The organism is Pelosinus baikalensis, assembly GCF_020819555.1.
In the GTDB taxonomy this organism is placed as follows: Bacteria; Bacillota; Negativicutes; order DSM-13327; family DSM-13327; genus Pelosinus; species Pelosinus baikalensis.
Genome location: NZ_JAJHJB010000002.1, coordinates 165,606 through 191,559 on the forward strand (window position 1 = coordinate 165,606; position 25,954 = coordinate 191,559).

22 protein-coding genes are annotated in these 25,954 nt (G+C 41.2%); all 22 read right to left on the reverse strand.

The window, feature by feature from the left end:
* Positions 1–27: 27 nt before the first annotated feature.
* Positions 28–1,236, reverse strand: coding sequence for a hypothetical protein (locus tag LMF89_RS02265; RefSeq protein ID WP_369412555.1), 1,209 nt, complete (start codon positions 1,234–1,236; stop codon positions 28–30).
* A 174-nt stretch (positions 1,237–1,410) separates the two neighbouring features.
* Positions 1,411–3,153, reverse strand: a complete 1,743-nt coding sequence (locus tag LMF89_RS02270; RefSeq protein WP_229533711.1) for a BamA/OMP85 family outer membrane protein — start codon at positions 3,151–3,153, stop codon at positions 1,411–1,413.
* Positions 3,154–3,171: 18 nt separating this feature from the next.
* Positions 3,172–3,729 (reverse strand): hypothetical protein, encoded by a 558-nt coding sequence (locus LMF89_RS02275; protein ID WP_229533712.1) that lies wholly within the window; start codon positions 3,727–3,729, stop codon positions 3,172–3,174.
* Between the two features lie 155 nt (positions 3,730–3,884).
* Positions 3,885–4,523: a sigma-70 family RNA polymerase sigma factor gene (locus LMF89_RS02280; RefSeq protein WP_229533713.1), complete on the reverse strand. Its 639-nt coding sequence runs from the start codon at positions 4,521–4,523 to the stop codon at positions 3,885–3,887.
* Between the two features lie 17 nt (positions 4,524–4,540).
* Positions 4,541–8,854: a translocation/assembly module TamB domain-containing protein gene (locus LMF89_RS02285; RefSeq protein ID WP_229533714.1), complete on the reverse strand. Its 4,314-nt coding sequence runs from the start codon at positions 8,852–8,854 to the stop codon at positions 4,541–4,543.
* Between the two features lie 329 nt (positions 8,855–9,183).
* A complete protein-coding gene (locus LMF89_RS02290) occupies positions 9,184–10,485 on the reverse strand; it encodes a TolC family protein (RefSeq protein ID WP_229533715.1) in 1,302 nt (433 codons plus the stop codon).
* A gap of 128 nt (positions 10,486–10,613) precedes the next feature.
* The gene (locus LMF89_RS02295; protein ID WP_229533716.1) at positions 10,614–11,888 is read right to left on the reverse strand and encodes an MlaD family protein; all 1,275 of its coding nucleotides are present in this window, start codon (positions 11,886–11,888) and stop codon (positions 10,614–10,616) included.
* Complete coding sequence (locus tag LMF89_RS02300) at positions 11,885–12,649, reverse strand: ABC transporter ATP-binding protein (RefSeq protein ID WP_229533717.1); 765 nt, start codon at positions 12,647–12,649, stop codon at positions 11,885–11,887. Before LMF89_RS02300 ends, LMF89_RS02295 begins: the two co-directional genes overlap by 4 nt.
* A gap of 22 nt (positions 12,650–12,671) precedes the next feature.
* Positions 12,672–13,445, reverse strand: a complete 774-nt coding sequence (locus tag LMF89_RS02305; protein WP_229533718.1) for an MlaE family ABC transporter permease — start codon at positions 13,443–13,445, stop codon at positions 12,672–12,674.
* A gap of 340 nt (positions 13,446–13,785) precedes the next feature.
* The gene (locus tag LMF89_RS02310; protein ID WP_439651920.1) at positions 13,786–15,591 is read right to left on the reverse strand and encodes a SpoIVB peptidase S55 domain-containing protein; all 1,806 of its coding nucleotides are present in this window, start codon (positions 15,589–15,591) and stop codon (positions 13,786–13,788) included.
* 16 nt (positions 15,592–15,607) lie between these two features.
* Positions 15,608–15,916 (reverse strand): biotin/lipoyl-containing protein, encoded by a 309-nt coding sequence (locus LMF89_RS02315; RefSeq protein WP_007958907.1) that lies wholly within the window; start codon positions 15,914–15,916, stop codon positions 15,608–15,610.
* Between the two features lie 50 nt (positions 15,917–15,966).
* Complete coding sequence (locus LMF89_RS02320) at positions 15,967–17,373, reverse strand: phosphodiester glycosidase family protein (RefSeq protein ID WP_229533719.1); 1,407 nt, start codon at positions 17,371–17,373, stop codon at positions 15,967–15,969.
* Between the two features lie 199 nt (positions 17,374–17,572).
* Positions 17,573–17,950, reverse strand: a complete 378-nt coding sequence (locus LMF89_RS02325; protein ID WP_229533720.1) for a rod-binding protein — start codon at positions 17,948–17,950, stop codon at positions 17,573–17,575.
* A 14-nt stretch (positions 17,951–17,964) separates the two neighbouring features.
* Entirely contained in the window at positions 17,965–19,077 is a 1,113-nt protein-coding gene (locus LMF89_RS02330; RefSeq protein WP_229533721.1) for a flagellar basal body P-ring protein FlgI, read from the reverse strand.
* Between the two features lie 13 nt (positions 19,078–19,090).
* Positions 19,091–19,690 (reverse strand): flagellar basal body L-ring protein FlgH, encoded by a 600-nt coding sequence (locus tag LMF89_RS02335; RefSeq protein ID WP_007958894.1) that lies wholly within the window; start codon positions 19,688–19,690, stop codon positions 19,091–19,093.
* Between the two features lie 61 nt (positions 19,691–19,751).
* Positions 19,752–20,744 (reverse strand): flagellar basal body P-ring formation chaperone FlgA, encoded by a 993-nt coding sequence (flgA, locus tag LMF89_RS02340; protein WP_229533722.1) that lies wholly within the window; start codon positions 20,742–20,744, stop codon positions 19,752–19,754.
* A 9-nt stretch (positions 20,745–20,753) separates the two neighbouring features.
* Positions 20,754–21,542 (reverse strand): flagellar basal-body rod protein FlgG, encoded by a 789-nt coding sequence (gene flgG, locus LMF89_RS02345; RefSeq protein ID WP_229533723.1) that lies wholly within the window; start codon positions 21,540–21,542, stop codon positions 20,754–20,756.
* Positions 21,543–21,726: 184 nt separating this feature from the next.
* Entirely contained in the window at positions 21,727–22,470 is a 744-nt protein-coding gene (gene flgF, locus LMF89_RS02350) for a flagellar basal-body rod protein FlgF (protein WP_229533724.1), read from the reverse strand.
* Between the two features lie 49 nt (positions 22,471–22,519).
* Complete coding sequence (locus LMF89_RS02355) at positions 22,520–23,548, reverse strand: rod shape-determining protein (protein ID WP_229533725.1); 1,029 nt, start codon at positions 23,546–23,548, stop codon at positions 22,520–22,522.
* A gap of 151 nt (positions 23,549–23,699) precedes the next feature.
* On the reverse strand, positions 23,700–23,966 hold the full coding sequence (spoIIID, locus tag LMF89_RS02360) for a sporulation transcriptional regulator SpoIIID (protein WP_229533726.1): 267 nt from the start codon (positions 23,964–23,966) through the stop codon (positions 23,700–23,702).
* 152 nt (positions 23,967–24,118) lie between these two features.
* Positions 24,119–24,844, reverse strand: coding sequence for a M23 family metallopeptidase (locus LMF89_RS02365; RefSeq protein WP_229533727.1), 726 nt, complete (start codon positions 24,842–24,844; stop codon positions 24,119–24,121).
* A gap of 55 nt (positions 24,845–24,899) precedes the next feature.
* The gene (gene spoIID / locus LMF89_RS02370) at positions 24,900–25,892 is read right to left on the reverse strand and encodes a stage II sporulation protein D (protein WP_229533728.1); all 993 of its coding nucleotides are present in this window, start codon (positions 25,890–25,892) and stop codon (positions 24,900–24,902) included.
* Positions 25,893–25,954 lie beyond the last annotated feature (62 nt).

Below are 25,954 nucleotides of genomic sequence, written 5' to 3' on the forward strand. Positions count from 1 at the left end.
ATTGCTGTTAAAAGGTGTTCCTAAATTTTACAAATGACCAACCAGTCGCAGCCATTGATCATCTTTTGTAATAATGTATTCGGCACTCAAAAAATCATGAAGTTTATAGCGAAGTCCTAGTTCATTATTATGATTTTTTGGATTCCTCTCCAGTCGCATTGTCCAGCTTGGGCTAAGTTCTTTGCTCAGCCACAGCATATTTTGTGAACTCGATGTATTATATTTGATTCCCGCTATCATGCTAGAACCAAATTTATGCCCCCACCCGGGCACAAACTCCCAGGAAACAGAGCTGGGAATAAAGTTCACTTCCAAAAAGACCTCGTCCCGTTTACTGACAATCTTTCCGGCATGCAATCTGGCAGAAGCGTTGTCTTCATCATGCCCCATATCCAAATAAGCTTCCAGAGTTATGTTATATTTATCGGTTTCCACATCCAGCGCAATTTCAGTATTTGCCCCAGCATTGAGCAGGGGAGTTGCTGTAATTCCATATTTTTTTGTTAAAGGTTGTTCTGCAATCAGCTTCGCTGTAAAATAGTCACGGTGCCTTTCCACAAAAGCTACAGGCAGACCAATAAGGGTTTTACTGGTCTCATTCATCGTCGGGCGCACTGCGGCTAATACAACATTCGGAATGGTGGTAGAGCGAAGTGATACATGGACATCCTGCACAGTCGTCCCCAATGGTGATAAGGAAAGCTTTACTAATGTGCGTTCTCCTGGAATGATATCGATATTAGCATGAAATTCAGGCAGCTGATTTGCCAGTAATTCACGTATTGCGACTTTCGATAATCCTCCCGCCCAATCTACAGCATCAATGGGCAGTCCGATTAATACATCATTTAATTTTTCATCTACATTCCCCATATCTTTTTTTATCAGATTTACGATATCCGGGGAAAGAGTACCGAAGTCATATGCTACAGCTACTTCATCCACCACATCTCCCCAAGGAACGATCTCGATGGTAAGAGCAGTGCTGGGGCCAGGCCTAAGATCGACGGACTGGACAGAATATCCTACTAATACGCGGTCAAATATTTCCTTGATCAGTTTTTCATAGGAAATCTGATTATCTTGTACTTCATTCACCTTACGTCCTACAATCATTTGCTCGCCTACGGTACTCACACTAGCCGTCATGCGTTTTGCAATTTTAGAAGGAGGCATCTGACTGGAAACGATGGTTACATCGATTTTTTCCACTAGTTCATCAGAAGCATAAACCACTCCTGACAGTAATAATAAACTGAGCAATGTGCTTGTGAAGATAAGACGGAAACTGTATAGAGGAATAACAATGCACCTCCTGGCGAAAATGCTCCATGTCCTGTAAGTAACACTTTAGCCATATTATATAGATATCAGAGTCAGGTCAATGACCTGACTCTGATAAACATTGGATTAGAATTGTCCGCCAAAGCTAAAGTGACTTCTACCACCTTGACTGCCTTGAGCATAATCAAGACGAATCGGACCGATTGGTGTAGAAACACGAATCCCCACACCCACACTAGCCTCTAGATCATTCAGCTTGTATCCTTCACCTGTCCATGCTTTACCAACATCAGTAAAGGCTACACCCTCTACCTTTTTGGCAATTGGGAAGCGATATTCTGCTGTAGCGGCCAGCATTTTATTACCTTTAAACTGATCATCACGATAACCACGCAACGTATCAGAGCCACCTACGGCAAAACGTCCGCTGTCTGGCATTTTGCCATCTGCATAACCGACAGTTCCCCGCAGCGCTACGACTTGTGCATGACCTACCTTTAGATAGTTCCGAGTCTCAGCAGTGTATTTATTATAGTTAAAATCACCGCCTAAGGCTTTTCCGGCAAATTCCGCTGTTAAAGCCACGCGATTTCCTTCTGTAGGACTAAATACATTATCCCGAGAATCATATACCCGCATTAAGCTGATGCTGCGGGTTGTACCAAAATTATTCTCAAGATAATTACTGTCAATATATTTTGGATCGGTTTCATAATTAGCTCCTGATACCCATTCTACATACTCATCTTTTCGTTGTTTTAACGTGATATAGTTTTGTACATATTCACCTTGCGGACGACCAAGGGTAATATCAAACCCTTTACGTCTTTTATCGTAGGAAGCCGTCTCATGACCATCGTCATCATAATCAGTATACTCATTGGTCATGTCATAAAAGCTAAAGCCAAGGGATGTTTGCTTGTCATCCAACCATGGGCGAGTGTAGCTTATTTCATAGTTCTTGTTGCTGGCACTGCCGCCAAACTCCCAATGAAGCTTCACTTTATCTCCCGTACCACGGAAGTTGTCATCACCAAGCTCAATAATCCCAATCATACCATCACTTTTACTGTAGCCGCCCCCAATGGAGAACCGACCTGTCTTTTGTTCTACAACTGTGGTTTCAAGAACAATGGCATTGGGCTCTTTGCCTGGGTTCAGTTTCATATTTACGTCTTCAAAATAGCCTAGGTTGTACACTTTTTGCATACTACGTTTCGCATCTTTTACGTTAAATGGCTGGTTTGGCTTTAATTTCATTTCACGAGTAATAACATGGGTCTTTGTCTTCTCGTTGCCTTTCACTTCGATGCCTTCCAACATACCTTCATTAATAGTAATTGTCAGTACACCGCCAGTTCCCATTGCAACATCACTGACTTTGGTCAAGATATAACCTTGATCATGATAATATGTTTCAATGGATCTTACATTTTCATTTAACGCTTTAGAATTTAAAATACTGCCTGTTTTAACTGTCAGCATACTGCTTAGCTTATCGGATGATACCTTGGTATTGCCTTTTATAATAATTTCCTGCAATACTGGGTTTTCCATCACGGTATAGACTACTTGTACCCCTTCAGGAACTTCATTGAAGTTGGATACTACATCAAAAAAAGTACCCAATTCATAGATCGCTTGCATGTCTTGTTTTACTTTGTCTGCTGTCAGCGCTTCACCAGGCTTCAACTTTACTGCACCCATGATCGTCGCTTCTGGTACTGTTGTATTGCCAGTGACAGTTATGGAAGTTACAGTTTTACCTGTAGGATCAGCAGCATAGGCTGGAGCTGAAACAGAAAATATAAGACTGATACTAAAGATAGCTGCAAGCAGTATATGCTTATAGTTTTTTTGAATTTTCATGCATTACCTCCTTTTGTCTTACTGGCCGCGTAATGTTTTTCCGGCGGCCCGCACCAATTTTTGCATTTCATCAGGCGAGATGGCCACCGCTGGTTCCACCTGCTGAGAAGATTCAGCTTTTTTTTCCTGACTCATTGGATTTGGTGCAGCAACACGTTGTACTGGCGGAGCAGCTTCTGTTATTACGACTACTTTCTTTGCCTCCGTAGAGACAGTTGGCAATTGTCCACCATTACTGCTGCTTTGTATCTGAGATTCCACTGGCACACTTACTTTTTGCACCAATGGAACAGGTACAACGATATCTGGCTTAGACGTCCACCAATAGACTCCCCCTAATCCTACTGCCATTACTACAGCGCAGGTCAAAGCAACTCCATGACGAACCATCGTATATTTGTGACGCCAATGTTTAGAGCGGCTGACTTCTTTTACATGCTGAAGTTCAGCTTGGGCTAACATTAGATCAAGCTCACCGCGAATATCTCGCTCTTTGTCAAAAGCTTCCTCTGCTTTTGTCAACCACTTTTTTGCAGAAGACAAATGCTGGTATACATTTTTTCTAAAATGAGCCATATACAACACCCCTATTATAAACAATATATACAATCCTGAAAAGAGGCCAGATTATGGTCATTGATTTCCTTTGAAAAATCTTTGTTTTTTGGCGATTAATCGTGTTTTCTATAACAATCCGTGCTATATGTGCCTTTTTTCTCTCTTTTTTACGGTTACCAGTGCTGCATAAATTTGGATAGCATACCGCGAATACGCCTGATACCCTGTTTTTGTAATTTATAGATATGAGATATGCTTAGATCTAAGCTTTCCGCCAATTGTTTTGGTTCACAATCTTCTAAGAATACGCCGCTTAACACCGCTTGTTCGTTAAGAGGTAAGCGGTCCATGGCATTTTTAACCTGGGCTACGAGATAGTTATGCTCGGCCTGGCTGGAGACACCTGCCTTGCCATCGACTAACAAATCTCTTAGAGTAATGTCTTCCCCAGCTGATAAAGGACTATCCATAGAGGCAATACCAAACTTCCCTTCTTTTTCCATATAATTGAGAATACGTCCTCGTATTCGTTGGGAAGCATATAGGCTAAAAGCCACGCCTCTTTGATGATCAAATCTCTCTACCGCCTCAATTAGTCCCACTGTCCCTTCTTGAATCATATCCATGATCACCGTTTCATTCAGGCGCCAGCCAGTAGCAATCTTAAATACCAAAGGTTGATAGTGCTCGATAATCTTGCTGCGGCAGTCCATATCATCATATTCTTTATACTGGAGCCACAAGGCTTCTTCTTCTTCCCGTGACAGCATGTGTATTTTTTTAAGTTCTTTTACATATTGACTTAATATCATGTGGATCATCCTTCTTCTTAAAACCTATACCTAGCCTCTGCGCCAAGCCATGTCTCGTTTTCATCATCGATAGAACCCGTTAAACTAATATTTCGATTTAAGCTATAACGAAATGATACTTCATTTTTACTATGATCAACACCCATAACATAGCTTACTAGTAATTTATCTGTCAAATATTTACTCATTTCCAGATTATACACTTCTTTATTGATTGTAGAGCTCTCATCATTGTTAGTATTATTCTTTTTCACAATACTAGAGCTAGTATCCCGAACAAAACGGAATTCATCCAAGCCCAATGCACTACGAACATTCCCTTCTATTTCACTAATAAAACGCATTTGCAGACCAGCGTCTAGGGCTCCCATGAGTTCATCTCGCCCGAGTCCAGAGTCTCCGCTGTTTTGTTTTTCGAAATAGCGACTGCGCAGAGTCAGAAGGGATAGAATCTCCTGCTGATTCATGGCTGGTTCTGACGTTAATTTAAATTCCATTTCCCCCATAGGACCATTAACATTTAAATATACCACAGTTTGCTGCAGGTTTGCTTTAGCGTTAAGCTTAATAATTGGTTCAAAAGAAGAAAACTGCCGAAACTCCACACTTCCTTCTTCCACCTTAAATTGCGTCCTCAGATAACTTACCGTGCCACGAATCGCAACAATACGTCCTGAAACATCCGGTTCTGTGATACTACCGCCTACTTTTACTCTGCCAACAGCTAAAATGTCATATAGGTAAGGATTGTAAAAGCGTACTTTCTTCCCGACTCGTATATCAACGTCTAAATCCATGTCCAGATTGGATGGTTCCATATCAGGAAGGGCAGGAATGTCGATGATATTATTTTCAAAAAGTAATTTACCTGTTAATTTCGGTCGCACATTACCTTGGCTAATTGTCAAATTGCCATCAACAGCGCCAGTAAAATATTTGCTGCGAATCATAGGTTTATCCAAAATTAACGACATATTATAATCGGTCAAACGCAATCCATCTAGCTTTGCAGTACCTGTTGCACGGTAAGAACCAGTTCCCATATATCCATCAAATTGCTTTACATTAATTGTATCACCTTCAAAATCAATAGCAACCCCCACTTTTTGGATGGGGTCTTTTAAAGCTGACAGTTTCAGCGTACCATTATTAACAGTAATCGTCCCCTTAAGGACTGGCTGTTCTAAGGTACCCGCTATGGTGATTTCACCTTGTGTCGCTCCCTCAGCCCATGCAACCTGTTTTGTCAACAGTGGCAAAATACTTAAATTTGCTTTATCCAATTTCACATTCAGATTCATTTGCTCTGCAGCATTTGCCTGCTGTCTGCCTTCAGAGCTAAGGGCTGCTACAGGAATAATACCATAGGCACTGGCTTGATAGGGACCTTTTTTCAGTAAGACTTGATCCACATGTATTACATTCTTCTCCAGGATCAATAACCCATATAAAGAATCAAAGATTGTATCACCGATTCCTCCATTAACAAGCTCCAACGATAAAGCGGTATGAGGATTATCCGACACCCCTGAGACTTGAGCGGCGAAATCCAGTTTGCCTGTAGGCTGAATGGAAGTATTAAAGAAGGCGGCGACTAAACCAGCATCTATGCCTCTGCCGCCTACTTCCAGGTTCAGAGGTCCGTTGGTATTTAAATCCGCTCTCCCCCGTGCCAGCATGACTCCTGTGCCTTGTTTAACAGAAAACTCAGAAATGGTCAGAACATTATTTTCTAATGCAGCATCCACGACGATGGACTCTACTGGATATTTCTTCACACTGCCCGCTTTTAAATCCCCGATCAGCCGCACATTGGGTTTATCAAGAGTTCCACTTATTTTTATCTGGCCATTTAATGTACCCATAATTTCTTTGTGCCCCAACTTACTGGCTGCCAGTATAGGCTGTAATTCCCCATTTTCTACATTTAAAGTACCATAGATTTCATTAGTCCCTCGGTCAAGACCGCCAAAAAAAGTAAATTTCCCCTTTCCTTGGGCAAAAGAAAGGACAGGAATCTCAATTTCATCACCTGTGACAGCAATGGTTCCGGTTACACCTGTAACTTCCTGCTGATTAAGGCTGAGAGTATCCGCTGACAGCTGACCTTTAAAAATAGGAAATGAAGGTGTGCCTGTCAGTTTACCTACAAATTGGGCCTTACCTGCAGCGGTATAATCACTAGTGTTCATATTTAATTTTTCCAAATCAATATTTTGAGCTGCAACATCAAAATCCAAGTCATTATTGGGTGAGATCGTGCCTGAGAGCTGCACTTGGGTGTTGAGCGACTGGATAACAACATTATGGATGGTGGTTATGCCTTGTTCTCTTTTATAAGATCCAGCCGCTTTTGCCAATAGCTGACCACGGAAACTGCCATCCGTCAAAGTAATCTCACCAGCGATCGTAGGATTCTCTAAAGAACCCGTAATGACCATCTCATTGTCTACATTACCTGTTAGCTTCTCTCCTGGCACTAATAGAGGTACTAATGTTTCTGCTCTGGCCCCTTTGGAAACAACGGACATACTCATTTCATGCCCACCAGATAATCCAATCCTTCCCTGGGCTTTGTGTCTGGTTACACCATTAATCATTTCAGCATCCTGCAGCGTAATTTGCTGAGGTGTCATATGAATAGTACCTGCTGCTTGGGTAAAAGGCTGGTATAAAATTTCCCCATTGAAGGCCATAAAATCAGCTGTTACTTCAGGGGCGGATAAGGTTCCACGAACTTCTCCATTAAATTGACCGACGCCTGCAGTCTTGCCCTCTATCCCTCTACCTAGTAGTTCTAATGGTATGCCTTGACCATATATTTGCAAGGCAAGCTCTTGTTCTTTCACCGTGCCCTGGGCCGTTACCATGCCTTGACCGATACCAATATTCAAATAGTCTACGGCAGCATTTCCTTTATGATAGTAAAATCCACTGGTCACAAAAGTAAAGGGAATATTGCTGATTTCACCAGGCCCTATTGACGCGGTTCCTTGAATCTCAGCCCCCGCTAAATTCCCAGTCCCCTTTATCGCCACAGCAGCATCCATATAACCGCTCATATCCGGCACTAGATCAGGGAAATTTTGAATATTAAGATGCTGACCACTAAGGGAAAGTTGATAACTGCCTATCTCATGCTGGAATTGCCCTGAAGCAGAAACATGTCCATCAAAGATGTCTGCTTCAAATTGCTGAATTGTAATTGTCTTATCTACCAGATTGATTTTCGTCTGTACATTGGCTGCCTGGTAGCCAGCTACTTCTCCTGCTGGCATTTGGATTTCCCCTGTAACAACAGGATTTGAGATAACGCCCGTAATACCAGCCTTAAATGCTGCTATACCTTTAACAGGAATATCATAGTTTGTTGCGCTAGGATCAAAAGCAGCAGAAGCCACCGTTAGATCCACAATCATTTCACTGGCATCCGTGTCCACACTGCCTCGTACATCAATAGGCTGCTCAAATACTTTGCCTGCCACAAACATATATATCTTCTTATTGGTAAAAGCGATACCTCCATCGATTTGACGTAAAGGAATCTCATCAAGATTTATATCGGTTTTTTCCAGACGCGCTTCCCCAGCCCACTCCACAGCTCCTTTTTCATAGGCAATGGTTGCTTCTATCTGCTTCGCGCTGCCTCCCACCAACTGAATCGATCCGTCTTCTGGTATTAACCTCTGAAAATCGGCTAACATGAGTTGATCTGCATGAAGAGAGAGAGTACTGCGTCCTTTACTATGAATCGTCCCCTTTGCTTTCACTGCTGCTCCATTGTGCAATCCTTCTAGATCCATCTTTATTCTAGGAGCATTGGCAAGATCCAGAATTCCATTTAATTCCTCTAACGTCCATTGAGAATAATAGGCATTCACAACAGCCCTACCATTCACTACTTTTACTTTAGCAGATAAAGATGACTTAGATGAATCATCTTTAATAACAATATCTTGAATGTTCCACTGCCCATTATCTCGCTGCGCCAGCCAAAGAGTAGGTTCCTCTACCCTTAGCTCAGAAATGGATTTTACCACATTCCATCCAGTCAAAATACTCCAAGGACTATAGGAAACAATAATTTTGTCACTAGCAGCTAGAATTTCCGACTGTTTATCATAAATAGTCACATTGTGTATGGTTACTTGATTATAAGAGGTAACCTCAATGTCCCCCAAAGTGACTAAACTGCCTATTACATTAGCCAATTCTATGCTTAACGCATTTTGTGCCCCCGTCATAACGGTTTGGCTTTTAGTTAGCCAGTAGGCACTGCCAATTAAAAGGATCATACATACTGCCAATACTGCAATGACTCTATCTTTCATTCTCAGCCTCCTGATTCCACCTCATAAGGCGTTCATAACAGCATATACTTCTACACAGCACTGCCAGCTTCCTCTATCTTTTAGCTGAAATTATTTTATCCCTGGTACAGTAATTTATTCCAAGGGTATAATGATGGTTACGAAAAGCGCTGCGCATTCTTCTAAAAATAAAACCTTGAGCCGCGAAAACGCGAAGAATAGGTCGAATAGAGCACTAAAACATATAAACGAATTGAACCACAAAGACGCAAAGGACACAAAGGGGGGATTTATATATTTTCTGGTGCTTACCAAAAAGAGCTGGGATATTCCCAGCTCTTTTTACAATATTATTTTACAGTTTCTACAGGTACTCCCATAGCCTTTGTTAGGTTCGCTTTACTTGTATTGAAATCATACATTGCTTGAATGTAATTATTCTTCGCTTGTGTTAAGGCTACTTGTGCATCGATTACATCTGTATTCGTTCCCACCCCAGCACTGTAACGGACCTGAGCAATTTTAAAATCTTCTTCGGCTTGCTCTACTGTCACTTGAGAGGTACTAATCCGCTTTTCAGCTTCTATCATATTCAAGTACGCTTGACGTACTTCTAGCTGAACTGTATCTTTCGTTTGTTTGGCTGTTTGCAGTGATTTTTCTACCTCAGAGTTGGACTTTTTAATTTGAGCATTGGTTACACCAGAATCAAAAGGAGTCCAAGTAGCTTTCAAACCAATCGACCAACCATTGTCATCCGTTCCTGGAAAATCATCATCAGCCCACTTTTTGCTGGCACTAGCAGCCACAGTAGGTAAATTACCAGCTTTTGCGATTTTGACAGATTGTTTTGCGATCTCTATATTGTGATCTGCTTGGATTGCTTCTGGACGATTGCTCATGGCATAATTAATACTATCCTCTAATGATAAGTTATAAGGCTCATGAACCAGCTCATCTTTTATTTGTATTTCTGTATTTAATGGTAAACCCATTATATTATTCAAATTAGAAACCGCTAATTCATAAGCATTCTGCGCTTTAGTCAACACTTGCTGATTGTTGGCTAATTCTACCTGAGAACGTAGTACGTCAGATTTTGCTTGTGTTCCTACATTATACTGAGCTTCTACGTTTTTTAAATGAGCTGCCATTTGATCCACAGATTCTTGATCTACCTTTACGGTATTTCTCGTTTGCAGAATCGTAAAATAACCATTCGTAGCATCTAATTTTATTTGCTGTTTACTTTTCTCTACATCCAAATCAGCCACTTTTAAACCAATCTTAGCTTTCTCTACGGCACCTTCTACTTCTCCACCCGTATATAGATTCATTTCCAAAGTAACCGAACTGCCAAATTCATTTCCGATACTTGCAGTGTCTTTCACATATGTTTTCGAGCGACCATCAGAGTGCTCTAACTTCAACGTAGGTAATTTTCCACCTTTTGCTACACGTATATTATACTCGGCTCCCTGTCTATCTGCATCTGCTATCTTAATTGCAGGATTGTTCTGCAAAGCTCTTGCAATACTCTCTTCCAAAGATAGTTCTATCGGTGCTGCGAATCCACTTACCGTGTGTAACACCAGAAATCCACCCGTCAGTGCTGCCATCAATTGTCTTTTCCAAAGAGTTTGTTTCATCATGTAAAAAAATCCCCCTCAATTCATCAAAGAGCTATGACTAGTTAGTCAACATCATCAACCTGTATTAATTATAGGATGAAGTCCAGTTATTGTCAATCAAAGATCACTGCAAATATCATTGGTTTTCTTTAAAAATTTCTTCGTACTCCGAAATACGTCTGCTCATCCTGCTTATTGATCCCGTCACTCTGTCCTACAATAAATGTGTCTGGAGCGACTTGATATAAAGAGCGCAATTTCACCCGTACATCTTGAGGATCATAGACATCCAATGACAATGACATTTGCTTGCCGATTCTCGTATCTACCCCCACCCCCACTTTACTGTCAATCACGCCAGCTCTGCCGGCAAACTCCTCATTACCTTTGCCAACCTGAAAATTCCCTCTGCTGCCGTCACCAATATGACTTACTCCAATAATAGCAAAATCCGTAGGTGAGGTATTAATTTTCAAATCTGCATTGCTGCTATATTTTCCAGTATCCTGATTATATAATGTCTCAAATCCCACTTTCGTATCGATGGAAGATACCTTTGTTAACATCTTGTTCGCTCTCTCACTTGCCATACGAGCATTTTTTAATGTTTCTTTGATGTTTTGCGCAGTGTCAGGGTCTGTTACTACCCCTTCTAAAGCTGCTGCCATTTTTTCTACACGGATGCTGGTATTTTTAATATTAACAAGGGTTACCTGCAGATCGCTTGCCGTCTGCCCATCATTGTCTACTGCCTGCATCATGATTTCTGCTCTTGCCGCAGCTTCCCGCAAGCTGCGCGACATCGCACTTAAATTTTTTACTGTAACATCAATGTCACCATTTTCTTGGGTCATACGTGCAAGATTCCCCATCATGATATTCATATTATCCGTTATTTCCTGAGCATTCAAAATGGTATTTTTCATGGCAGCTTTGACTTTGTCATCCCCTACGATCTCATTTAGGGATTTTACTAAATCATGAACCTCTGCTAATACTCGATCTGATGAGGCAATGAGCTCATCCAAGCCTTGGATCTCTTCCCCTTTTACCTTGGCATTCGGTAATAAATAACTGGAGCTGTGATCTGTCGGGATAATATTAATATATTTTTCTCCCATTAACCCATCAGCACCAATGAGAAATTTTGATCCTTCTGGAATTTTAACTCCCGGATCCATTAACATCGTCACTTGCACTCCCTCTTGTGGCAAGACACGTACTTCTTTTATTCGTCCAACATCCACACCGGCATATCGTACTATGTTTCCTTCTTTAATTCCATTTACTTGCCTAAATACAGCCTGCACCGGATACCCTTTATCGCCAAAGGTAAAGCCACTCAAATGAATAACAATATATACCAATAACATACAGGCGATCAGACTCATCGAACCGACTTTAGCTTCTGTGCTTATATTCATCTCATTTCCGACCTCCTTCTTACATATGCGTTAGGTGACTTAAGCCCAAGAATAAATTGCTGTACCACAGGGTTTTCAGACTGTTTGATTTGCTCTACCGTCCCCACCTCAATAATGCGTCCTCCATGAATCATGGCAACACGATCAGCAATTTTAAAAGCACTGGACATATGATGGGTAACGACTACAGAGGTAACACCTAACACACGCTTGGCATTCATAATCAGCCGATCAATGGTTCCTGACATAATCGGGTCTAAACCTGCTGTCGGTTCATCATATAACATGATTTCCGGTCTGATTGCAATAGCTCTGGCTAAGCTTACCCGTTTCTTCATACCTCCTGATAACTCATTAGGCATGACATCCTGCTGCCCTGCTAGTCCCACCATGCGAAGATTACGAGTGACAATTTTATGAATCTCAGCCTCGGTCATCGTGGTATGTTCGCGGAGTCCAAAGGCCACATTATCTCCCACTGTCATGGAATCAAATAAGGCAGAGTACTGAAAAACCATCCCCATACCAATACGAACTTTGTTTAAATTATCCTCTGATAAATGAGAGATTTCTTGTCCTTTAATCCACACCTCTCCCTGGGTAGGCTTTAAGAGCCCCACCATTAAACGCAGCAGCGTGCTTTTTCCCGAACCGCTGGGACCGATTACGACTAAGGTTTCCCCTTTCTTCACTTCCAAATTAATGCCTTGCAATATATATTTTCCATGAAAACCCATGCTAATATTTTCTAATTTTATCATTCATTCACCATCCTCTCGCCTCTTACCGATACAGCACTAAAGACAAAAAATAATTGCTAATAAAAATCAGAATAATCGAGCTAACTACGGATGCAGTTGTAGCCTGCCCCACACCTTCAGCGCCCTCACCTGTTGTTAAGCCTTTATAACAGCCGATAATCGCAATAATACCGCCAAAGAACATGGCCTTAACCAAACCGCCTATTATATCATTAACTACAGTAAAAAGTGTAATAGAATGAATATAGGTAAAAGAGCTGATATCAGCGTATAAGGTGGCTACCAAGTAACCACCTACTGTACCAATGATATCAGCAAAGATGACTAATATAGGTACCATAATAACACAAGCTAATAACCTGGGTACTACTAAATATTTGATAGGGTTAATGGCCATCACCCGCAGCGCATCAATTTGTTCTGTAACCTTCATAGAACCAATCTCTGCCGTAAGGGCTGCTCCTACACGTCCTGCAACTACCACTCCTGTTAAAACAGGGGCTAGTTCCCTTGCCATGGCAATTGCCACAACGCCTCCCACAGACGACTGAGCACCATATTTAATAAATTCAGTGGCAGTTTGCAGTGTAATTACCATACCTGTAAATAAAATCGTCAGCAATACGATTGGCAAAGAATCTACACCTAGATGCGCCATTTGATGCAGTACATGGTTCATTCTAGGCTTTTCCCGCAAATGAAATAAGGTATTGCCTAACAGGATAACAATCCGACCGCTATTTTCCATCCAAAGAATCACTTGCCGTCCAATGCTTTCTACTATAGCTAGCAACATTATAATCCCTCACATTGACATTTAAACTTTAATATTAAGATTATATTAAAAAATTGTCTTATTATGAAGTATTCCATAAAAAACGTAAGTTCCCTGCACCCCGTGCAGGGGAAATTGATGGAATAGTATAACATGGATAAGAGAAAATTTGATGCGTCCATTTAAATATATAACATAATCGAACCGCAAAGACGCAAAGGACACAAAGGGGATTATTATATTTTTGGTGCACTCCTTTGTGTGCCGCAGCAGCGGCATTGTGGTTTTTCTGATAGTAACATAAAGAAGACTTCGATTCGGAGAAGGTTCGAATCCCCTCTTCAATCAAAGTCTTCTTTATCTATTTCTTCGCTGGGGCTTTTACTACGTTGACTACGACTTGTGTATCACCGTCAATGATATAATCTGTGGTAATGCTGTTTTTTACTTTTCCTTGCTTTTTATTATCCTTAGCATTTACAGCTTTAATATTAGTTTTCAGAGAAACTGTATTTTCTACTATACCTTTCTCTTGCTTCTTGTTATTGTTTTTATCTTTTCCTAAAGCAGCATTGCCGAATAGATCATTCATTCCCATATCCAGCACTTCTACAACAATTTCATTGTTGCGGTCACGTTCCATAAATTCTTTAACCACATCAGCAAAGTCCTGGTTTTTGGGTTTTGGATTGCTGAGCATTAGTAACCCTTCATCCACTCCCTGATTTTTAGCTAACAGCTGGATTAAAGGCACCATGCCGCCCCCACGCACTTCTAGAGTAAGAGGCCCTTCCGGCTGATCTTTAGGAACAGCAAAGGAAACGCTGCGCTGAATCGGCTCGCCGCGAAACGGCTTTATTTTTACGCCAATTTCAACATTTTCCCCAGGCTTTACACTAGGAGTTTTTGTCTGGGCTTCCACAATAGTAGCGGTACGACGCTCTTCGCTAACAGAAACATGGACCTTAACATCCATCAGATTAACTGGATTGTATGGATTCCCCGTTAGCATTGTCATGGCTTCCAAAAACTCACCCACAGCCGCTTCACCGATACTGGCAGGGCTGTAAAACATATTTTCTCGAGTAATAATCCCTCCAGGCATATTCTGACCAGAAATTTCAAAACTAACTTTAGCTGTTCCCGGCCCTACCCGATCCATGGTCTTGTCAATGACATTGAACATAGTGGTAGCCGACAAAATGGATGAGAGCTGCTCATCTTTTACCACTTGTACTGCTGCATCCTGGGTTTGTCCAGTATCATTATCTTTCACGATGATGCGTATCGGGATAATGGTGGGATACCTGCTAAGGTATCCAGCAATTCCTGCTCCTCGATCCTGGTTGATAATACCGACAGGTTCTCCCATCGTACCGACTTTAAATGAGTTTTCTAAGCCATTAACAGTGGAAAACACGTAGGCATTGGTCATGAAGTATCCAATATTCCCCTTCTTCAAAAATGGATGACCAAATGCTAAGACTTTATTATCTTCCACGTAAGTAACAGTACCCAAAGCTCCCACACTCACATCGCCGCGAACTAACTCAACTCCTACAGCACTCCCTGGTTCTAGAGGAGCAAACACAACATCTGAAGGAGCTTCTCCTACTTCTTGAGGTACCAAATTAAAAGGTTTAAGTTTGTCTTGCAGCATTGTTAAAGCGTGTTCACTAAAACCAGATACCATCAATGGTGTGGTCATTGGCTCAAAATCTGGTATTTCCTTCATAAACTGCATCGTAGCGTTATAATTGTCAGGCATATCCCATAATTTCAGCATATCCCCAATAGGAGTAACCATGCCAACTTTATGATCAGTCAATGACCAACCATAGGCCACCGCTCCTACCAGCTTGCCATCAATATAGACGGGACTGCCGCTCATTCCTTGTGCAATTCCTCCCGTTTGGTCAATAACGTCTCCAGAGGTTCGCACCAAAATCAAATCCCCTGCTGGTCCTTTGTTTTTCATAATTCCTAATACTTCTACACCAAATTCTTCTAACTTAGTACCAGAAACTACAGTTTTGCCAATTCCCTGCATACCTACCTTTATATTCTCTACTGGCATGATCTCGGGTGCAGCCCATACTAAGGACATCGGCAGCATTAATAAAAAAATAAGCAGTGCCAGACGACACTGCCTGCATAGTTTTACCAAATATATCATCCTTTCTTTATTTACCGATTTCAATACGAGCAACTACATCACCAACAGCAACTGAAACTCCCGGTGAAACTAAAACTTCTTTTACAACGCCATTAGCTGTGGCCCTTGATGCTGGTATCGCCCCCGTTATTGTGTCGATCTTCACCAACACGTCACCTTCACGGACAGTAGTCCCCGGTTTAACCAAGCCATTACTTGTAATGGTTCCAGCCAGAGAGGCCTTTTGTTCTACAACACTATTTGCAGTAACTAATAAGCTGCCAACGATTAGCACAAAACCGATTACCAAAACTGCTATGCTTTTTCTATGAAGCATGGTAAGCCACCTCCTTACTTAGTTTCATTATACAGCATTAGCATGAATTATCAATCCTTAGGAACAATAATTAATGCATCTCCTACTGATCTCTCGCGCCCATCGGAGGGTTTATTCATAATTTTACCTTTGACGACCATCTCACTAGAGCCTCCCCCATCCAAATTCATCGCATCCACAGCTCCAAACTCTTGCATCAATAAGGCTAATTCTAACAGCGTCACTCCCATACTATGCTGCTGCCTTCCATCCACTACAACAAGCAGAACATGTCCATCTTTCGTTACGCCGACTGCGGTACGAGGCGCTCGTCCGACTACTATATCTGGAGGAAATTCTTCTATTTTACTGGTTAAGAATACACTGTTATTTTTAATCAAGCGTGGACCTGCCCCAATAGCATATATTGTCTTATCCCAAACAGAACCAAGTGTCTGATTAATTTTTATTGCATCACCCACTTTCAAACTGGATAACGCTTTTTCGTTGCTGCCATGAGCTGAAAGCACAACTGCTCCCGGTGGAATAACGGCATTACCATGTACGATTGCAGTAATAACATCTTGACTCACAATATAATCCGTACCATATTCATTTGTACCGGTCATATTGTCATAATAATTATTATACAGAATTAAATCATCCTGCCCCCGCTCATGATTCACCCCCGTAATAGCAATTGTAGCTCCATCTGGTAAGGTAACCGTCCCCTTATAGTCAATCTGGTCAAACAATATCTTACCATCTGGCAAGATTCCTAAGGCAGTTCGTCCAATTGTAGGAGAACTCACAATTTCACCATTCATTTTCAGCAGCCCTATGATTTCGCCATTAAGAGCAAAATAAGAAGCGTTAACGGCAGCGATGCCTTTATTACGCTCTGCCATCGCTTGTACTTTTTCTAAATCCACAATCGCATTATTGGACAATACTGGCTTTATGACATAATTGCTGCCTGGAGCTAGATCCACCACATATGCAGAAATAGGTCCTGCCTTAGTACTGCGATATAAAGAGGTATACTTTAAGCCAGTTCCAATTTGTTCTTCATACTTACGATCAAATTCTTTTACAATATCAATTACAATCCGCTTGGGATTCGATAGTGTAAACAATTTATAGGATACAATCGGTTTTTTGAGAGTAATGACTACCCGCTGTTTGTCTGGCTGTACTTGGGTAACTTGCACATTATTGACAATTGGATCATTTAATTGTAACATTGGTAATTTGCTACTATCTGTATTCGTAAAATCAATGATAATCTGATCCTGATTGGCAGAAAGCTGAGCGGTATATTCAGGCAGTTCATTTACATCAAATACAATACGTACTTGCTCTGCGCTTTGGCTGTAACGAACTTTTTGCAGCACAGGCTTAGCTGGAGCTGCCCACACGATCTGCGAACAAAAAATGATCAGCATCATCAATATGTACACACGTTTAAAAATTTTCATTGTTATATTCCCCCTAAGAAAACCACTAGTACTATTTTTAATATGAAAAGCAACACGTCCTTGAAAACATATAAAACAATCGAACCACAAAGACGCAAAGGACACAAAGGTTTTTATTGTGCCTTTGTGGTTCATAAAACCTCATCTCTTTCCACCTATAAAACTTATACTTTCTCTACTTATGAGAAAAACCCAGGCACTATTTCGGTGCCTGGGACTTATTGCTGACAGGATCCGGGGTACGTAATTGGCGGTAAAGCATATCCGCCAATCCAATACCTCCAGCCTTTGCCATATCTTTTGTCATTTCTGCGTCCAACATAGATGTCATCGTCTCTTCCTGAGAACTATCTACTAATTTGGACTTATCCACCGTCTTACGCATATTCATCATCATAATATTTAGAAATACAGCTTCTAAGTCCTGACAAGTCTTTTTTAACTTAACATCATCTTTTGCCTGCTGCGCTTTTTCTGTTTCCTGTGCTAAATGCTCAGCAAAATCACCTTTAGCCTTAGTCTGCACAGAATCCAAATTACTGATCATACTTGATGAACTAATTCCTGCTATCTGCACTCGTATCCACCTGCCTAAATAATCTGTAAGTCAGCATGTAAGGCTCCAGCAGCCTTCATAGCTTGCAATATAGAGATAATATCCCGTGGTGTTGCACCAATGGCATTTAGTGCATTGACAACATCGCCTACACTCGCCGTAGAAGGCAATACCATAACATTTGCTTTATCTTCTTTCACATCAACAGAAGTATTATTTGTAACCACTGTAGATCCACCAGAAAAAGGCGGCGGCTGAGATACATCTGTCGTTCTGTCAATACGAATACTGAGTCCACCTTGCGCTACAGCTACTTCATCAATCGTAACATTGGAACCCATTACAATGGTACCTGTGCGTTCATTAATAATAATCTTGGCAATATTATCAGGATTAATATAGAGTTCTTCTATGGAAGCGACGAATCCCACCACGTCGTTGTCGTAAGTACTGGGAACTGAAACCACCACAGTACCTGGATCACGTGTCGTGGAAATATTACCAAACCGATTGTTAATAGCGTCACCAATTCGAGCAGCAGTCGTAAAGTCAGGCTGACTCAAAGCCAGTGTAATCGAACCACTGGGCGATATCAATTGGGTAGGTACCTCACGTTCTACAATTGCACCATTGGGGGTAGTGCCAGTAGTCGGAAAGTTTTTTTGTTGGCTGCTGCCACCGCCACTTGCACTATAGCCACCTGTAGAGATAGGTCCCTGCCCTACCGCATATACTTGTCCATTCGCTGCCTTCAAGGGCGTTTGCAGCAAAATACCGCCTTGAAGACTTTTCGCATCTCCCATGGAAGATACTGTCATATCAATGGTATCACCAGGCTTTACAAAAGCCGGTAATTGAGCAGTAACCATGACTGCAGCTACATTTTTCGATTTAAGCTGCGAATCACTTACTGTCAACCCAAAACTTTTTAGCATATTGGCAATGGACTGTCTCGTTTGGACAAGTGTATTTGAATCACCTGTACCAGCCAGCCCGGTTACCAACCCATATCCCACCAGTTGATTGGCTCTAACACCTTGTACTTTTGCTACATCTTTTATCCGTGTTATTGAGCTGGCTGCTAGTGCTGTTGGCACAATCGCCATAGCACAAGATAAAATCGTTATCATGATGATTAACCTGCGCATAATATCCTCCGTTTTAAAACAAGAAGTTCAGTAATTGGCTTATAATCCCTTGACGCTGCTTTCTAGCAATCGGACCATTGCCGTCTATTTTTATTTGAGCGTTACCTATGTAAGTAGACAATATGGTATTATCAGCTGAAATGTCCGCTTGACGTACAATTCCGGAAATCGTAATCTTTTGTTCTTCACCATTTTGTTTGATACTTTGTGTTCCAGAGACAATTAAGTCCCCGTTAGGCTTCACCTCAAGCACCTGAGCCGTCATTCTTGCCGTAACGTTATTGGTATTGACAAGGGAACCCTTAGCCTGAAAGCTGTCAGAATTACCTGCTGTAGCAGATGCAATTCCATGAAAAATTCCCGTTCCAGCATTCATATTTAAGCTGGTCGACTTAGAATTTGCAGCGTTACCAGCACGATTCGCACTAGAATTTTCGCTGATGATGATAGTAAGAGTATCGCCAACGGCACGAGCCTTATAATCACCATACAAGCTGCTACTAGCTCCACTATCACTCCACAAGGACATCGCAGAGACCGGAGTTGCTACCAAAAACATTAGGCACAGGAAACCTAACAGCAAACCAATATTTTTTTTTGTTAGGTTAAACATATTCTACACCTTCACTTTCTACTCACTCTACGAAATTTTATTCATCCAAAGCAACTATTTTTTAAGAGGCAGAAGCACTCTTATATGTTACTACTTGCACCTTGTCTTCATCAATAACCTTACCCAAAACAATTTTATTAGAGCTGACATTTTTAATGCGGATCAATTGATTTTCATAGCCGTCCTGCATAGCCTGCCCCGAGGCTATTACTTCTATATTGCCAATAAAAGCAGTTAGAGTTACCATATTACCCCGTTTAACGATTACAGGCTTATTTACCATGGAATCGCTTATCACCATACCTGGAGTTATTAAGCGTCTGGCCATTAATCCTAGTATCTTATTCTTATCAGTAATAAAACCCGCTGCAATTTGTCCTGTATCCATCCGTTCATATCGCAAATCATCTTCAGTAAAGATCTCACGGGCATTCACTTGACGGGCTGCCACCGTTACCTGACGATATAAATTCACCTTAAATCTCAGACCTACTTTGGTAACAGCTTGTCCATCCACACTTATAGAAATCATTACCGTAGTGGGAGTATTATAACGAATCCCATAAGGTAAAGAAGCGGATAGAGCAACAGTCCCTACAGGCACTGTTACATCTTTTTCACGTCCAACATAAAATATATGTAAATCATCATATTTCACATTAGGTCCCACTTGATCCCGAATCGCATTGATTCCTTTATCAATCAATGTTTGCGCATTTATAACCTGCGAATCACCAATCACAGTTACACGATCAGGAATGATCCACATAACTCTTGTTAAATCAATCCCCGCTGCCGCCAATCGCATATTGATGACTTCTTTGGTTAACACAAAACTGCTGCCCGGAACAGGTGCATCACCCATTTTCACTTGGCGCAGTTTTTGATTATTTTCCTCGTCATCCCCACTGATCGTAGCTACTTGTCCAAGGCTGATGGTTGCGCCATTCACTCTAACCTGCTCATCAATGACAACCCTAGTGCCCTCAGCAAAAGCTGAACTGATAAATAAGCAAATTTGGAATAAGATAAGTAAACACACTCTCTTACTCATTGCTTTCACCTAACGTTTCAAGTTAGCAGCTTGTTCCAGCATAGTATCGGATGTAGTAATGGCCTTTGAATTAATTTCATAAGCCCTCTGCGCTACAATCATATTCACCATTTCTTCTACAACTTGAACATTAGACATTTCTAAATATTTTTGCATAATTGTGCCTGTTCCATCCACCCCGGGATCACTGGCAACTGGAGTTCCTGAAGCTGCAGTCTCTTTTAGTAGGTTATGTCCAGCGCTATCTAGACCTGCAGGATTTACAAATTTAACAAGCTGTATTTGTCCTAATTCTTGCGATGCAGTCTGACCTGCTAACTTAGCTGAAACGCGACCATCAGACGATATTGCAATATTAGAGGAACCTTCTGGGATGGTGATGGCTGGCTCTAGGGGATACCCTTCTGAGTTAACAATTCTGCCTTGCTCATCGCGCTTAAACGCACCATCACGAGTATAGTTAATCGTTCCATCAGACATAGTGATTTGAAAGAAGCCATCTCCTTCGATAGTCATGTCAAGATCATTACCAGTTGATTGAGTCGGACCTTGGGTATAAATTTTTTGAGTAGCTACCTGACGAACACCGCTCCCCAATTGAATTCCCGTAGGCAGCTGGGTATCGGCACCCGTCGCCGTTCCTGACTGCCGTATAGTTTGATACATTAAATCTTCAAAATCTGAGCGACTCTTTTTAAATCCTGTCGTATTAACATTTGCCAAGTTATTGGAAACCACATCAATGTTCGCCTGTTGGGCAACCATTCCTGACGCAGCAGTCCATAATGATCTCATCATAGTCTAAAAATCCTCCCTAATCACATGAAATATATTGCTAAAAACCTTACCCGATATCAAACTTAATTGTAAAACATAAACATTAACTCCACATATGTATACTAAATTATAACAGTAGGACCTTAACTAATCCTACTTATAATATCGCCACAATAGAGCAAAATCTTAAATAAAAAATAAAGTTTTATAGTTTTGCGATATCATTGGCAGCCTTTCCCAATAAATCATCATGAGAACGTACTACTTTAGCATTTATTTCATAGGAACGATAATTAGTAATCAAATTCACCATTTCCCCAACAACATTCACGTTAGACATTTCTAAGGCTCCTTGTATTACACTACCAGTTGCTGGCTGTGCTTGTGCACCTTGGGCTGCAGCAAACAGACTCGATCCTTCCTTGGAAATCTGTTTTTCATCAGCAAATTCTTCCATTCTTAGCTGTCCTACTACCTCATTATCAACAATTACGCGACCATTTTCGTCAACCGACATTTTATTGCCATCGATCGTAATCGGACCATTTTCTCCTAATACCTGATATCCATCACTTGTAACTAATTGGTTTCGTGTGCTTTTTGCAAAAGTACCGTTACGTGTATATCGCAATCCCTGAGGAGTTTGCACGGCAAAAAAACCTCTTCCTTCAATTGCTAAGTCAAAGGCATTCCCCGTAGTTCTTATAGAACCGCCAGTATGCATCGTTGCCACTTCATCCACTAACACCCCAGTTCCCATACCACCAATAACAGGAGCTTCCTCGCCATCATTAACGCGAGAAATTAAAATGTTAGCAAAATCTTTAGTAACAGCCACATCCTTTTTAAATCCAGCAGTATTAGCATTTGCTAAATTATTGGAGGTAACATCAATACGTTCTGCCTCTGCAAGCATACCAGAAGCAGCTGTATATAAACCGCGAATCATGTAATCACTCCCTTTTTCATTCTCAAAAATTTTTACGAGCACCGCTTCATTAGGCGATACTGCCTCTTTTTAATGTTGTCAGACTATCTTCTAACGTGCCTAATGAATCCAAGGCTTTTCCTGTACCTAATGCCACGCAAGAAAGGGGATCTTCTGCTAAATAGGTAGGAATACCAGTCTCTTGCTGAATCAACTTGTCCAAACCATAAAGCATCGAACCACCGCCAGTCATGACAATGCCCCGATCCATAATGTCAGATGACAATTCAGGAGGAGTGATTTCCAGTACCGTTTTCACCCGTTGAACAATCAAGGACACAGACTCATTTAATGCATCGAAGGTTTCAGCTGATGTAATACGTAATGTTTTCGGCAAGCCAGAGACTAAATCCCGTCCGCGAATTTCCATACTTTCATTACGTCCTGAGACCAATGCTGTACCAGTGGTAACTTTGATCTGTTCCGCAGTGCGCTCACCAATCATCACGTTATATTCTCGTTTCACATAACGCACTAAAGCCTCATCGAACTTATCTCCGCCAATTCGCAATGATTCACTCACTACAATACCGCCCAAACTTAATACTGCTACATCCGTCGTGCCGCCGCCAATATCAACCACCATAGAACCAAATGGTTCTGAAATATCTAATCCTGCACCAAGAGCTGCAGCTAAGGGTTCTTCAATCAAATAGGTCTTTTTAGCACCAGCCTGCACTGCAGCCTCTAGTACTGCCCGTTTTTCAACTGTTGTGACACCGGAAGGTATACAAACCATGATGCGAGGTTTAAAAAAGAAGTTCTTGGGAACGACTTTGCTAATAAAATGACGCAGCATGCTTTCCGTTGTATCATAATCTGCAATGACGCCTTCTCGTAGTGGCCTAATGGCAATAATGTTGCCGGGAGTTCTTCCAAGCATTCGACGCGCCTCTTCTCCTACGGCCAATACTGTATTGGAATCACGATCGATCGCCACTACTGATGGCTCTCGCAATACAATCCCCTTACCCTTTATGTACACCAAAACGTTGGCAGTCCCTAGATCTACACCAATGTCCATTGACATTCCAAACATGAATAATCCCCTCTCCTACTCCTACTTGTCCATTCTTTAGTTTTTATTTAAACCACAAAGACTAAGAAAATACAGCTATGCCTTTGTGGTTAATTAACGCCTTAAAAAACAGTTTCACTTGTTTCCATTCTACATGAATAAAAAAAATCCTTTATTTTTTGCTAATTTCTCCCGCTTCCTTATATTTTTTTCGTGTGGCTTCTCCACCGCGAATATGACGTTCCGCCTTATTTTGCTCCAATATCACCCTTACACGGTTTGCCATTTTTTTATTCACAAGCGGCAATCTTTCTATCATATCCTTATGCACCGTACTTTTACTTACTCCAAACACTATGGCTGATTGCCGCACCGTATGCTTACTCTCCAAAATGTGCTGACAAATGTCCAATACCCTTTTACGGATATAATCCTTCATAACCTTTCTGCCCCCTCACCCTTGCTTTGCTAACATATATATATGCGGACAAAATAAAAAAAAGCACTACTGTGCTTTTTAAAGGCTACTTTTTTATTCGCTTGTCATTTACGAACTGATACTACTGGCGTCACATTACGCCCATAAGAATCTTAGTCTTTGTTTATTATCAGTAAAGGATCTACATAGTCATCATTTTCTTTGATTGCTAAGTGTAAATGATCATATGGTTCGGCATCACAGCTGCCGATTTTGCCAATCTCTTGTTCTGCTCGAATAAAGTCTCCTTTTTCAACGGCAACCTTCAAAAGAGATCCATAGTACACTTGATAATTATTATGTTTTACCACTACGGTCAATCCACTATTTGCATCTTGGAATATTTCAGTTACCTGCCCATTATGTATGGCCGATACGCTCTGTCCCTTACGTCCCATTACATCAATTCCTGTATGATAACGCCAATCGTTATACAATGGATGTAAATACCAGCCGAACTTTACTTTTATCTCACCTTTTACTCCTAGAAAACGTTCTGAATCCCCTGTAGATAGCTGGCCTTTTGCCACTGGCGCGGATGCCGAAGCTGCTTCTTGAGGTAAATCTGCTTTCTTGTCTACGATCAATACCCCAGTAGGAGCAGAAACTTGTTCTTCCTGATCCTGCTGGGGAATGATAACAATATTTTGCTCTTTCTTATGTATAGTTATAAACACAGCTGCTACTAATACACTTGCCAGCATCAACAAGCATGCACCAGTATACAGGCTTTTAAAGGGGATCTGCTCTCGATAAAAACGTCGTCTGTATAAACTTGTATTTATTTTTTTTAAATGCAGCGTGATAAAAGATAAGGCAGGAATTTTTAATTTTGACATACTATCACCTCATACTCAGTATGTCCGATAAAAAATTTTTTTAAACAGTCTCCTATTAGTAGGCGTTTATATTCTTAAGAGCCACGCCAGTATAGTATTTCGTAATAATTTGCCGATAATCCATGCCTTCTTTCGCCATACCATTGGCTCCATATTGGCATAAACCCACACCATGCCCATAACCGATTGTGTTGACAACGATCTTATTGTCTTTTAGCTCTACATTAAAATTATTAGAGCGCAAATCCAGTTTTTCCCTTACCTCTGCCCCAGAGAATACTTTGCTGCCAATGCGAATTTGGCCTACTCGCCCAGATTCAGTGGTATTCAAAATAGCCATAGCTCCACTGCTATTATTTTGCATAGCAGCTACGACTTGCGTTTCTGGACCTAATAGTTGTTCCACCTGAGCAAAAGAAAATTCTTTTTTATCATAATATCGGGGAGATTTATGATCCCATGTACAGGGTACACTTTGTAAGTAAGGATAATCAAACCCCCATACCTCTTTTGCACTTGCTGTCTTTTCCCCACTGGTAGAATGATATACCGCCTGAATGAATTCCCCATTATAAGTAGCTACTTCACCACTTGTTTCCTCAACTGCCTGGCTAATTTTATCCCAGAATTTTTCATAGTTACTCCCCCAGCGTTTCTTTAGCGCCTCTTCATTTATCCATGCCTGACCTTGCTTGTAATCGGTACTCACATCAGCACCAGGCTGTTCTGCCAGGCCACTGCCGCCAAAGGCTGTCATATTTTTCACAGCATAAGTCCGCGCTGCTACTGCCTGGGCTTTCAAAGCTTCCAGTTCAAATTCAGCAGGCATTTCTGCCGCTACTACACCTTTTAAATACTCTTCTAACTTCATTTCAACGATTTTCTGCTGTTCATGAAAATAAACTTTGATGATGATATGATCGCCTTTTGCCATTTTAGCACTCCCACCCTGCCTTGGCTCTCCGTGAAAACCGCCTATCACTAGAATCGGAATAACAATCACCAACACCAGCACCAACAAAACCGTCCATGCTAGTACTTTCTTCACACATGCCCCTCCTCCTGCTCTACATAAGTACTACATCCTATGCCAAGCCTGGGGTAAGTATG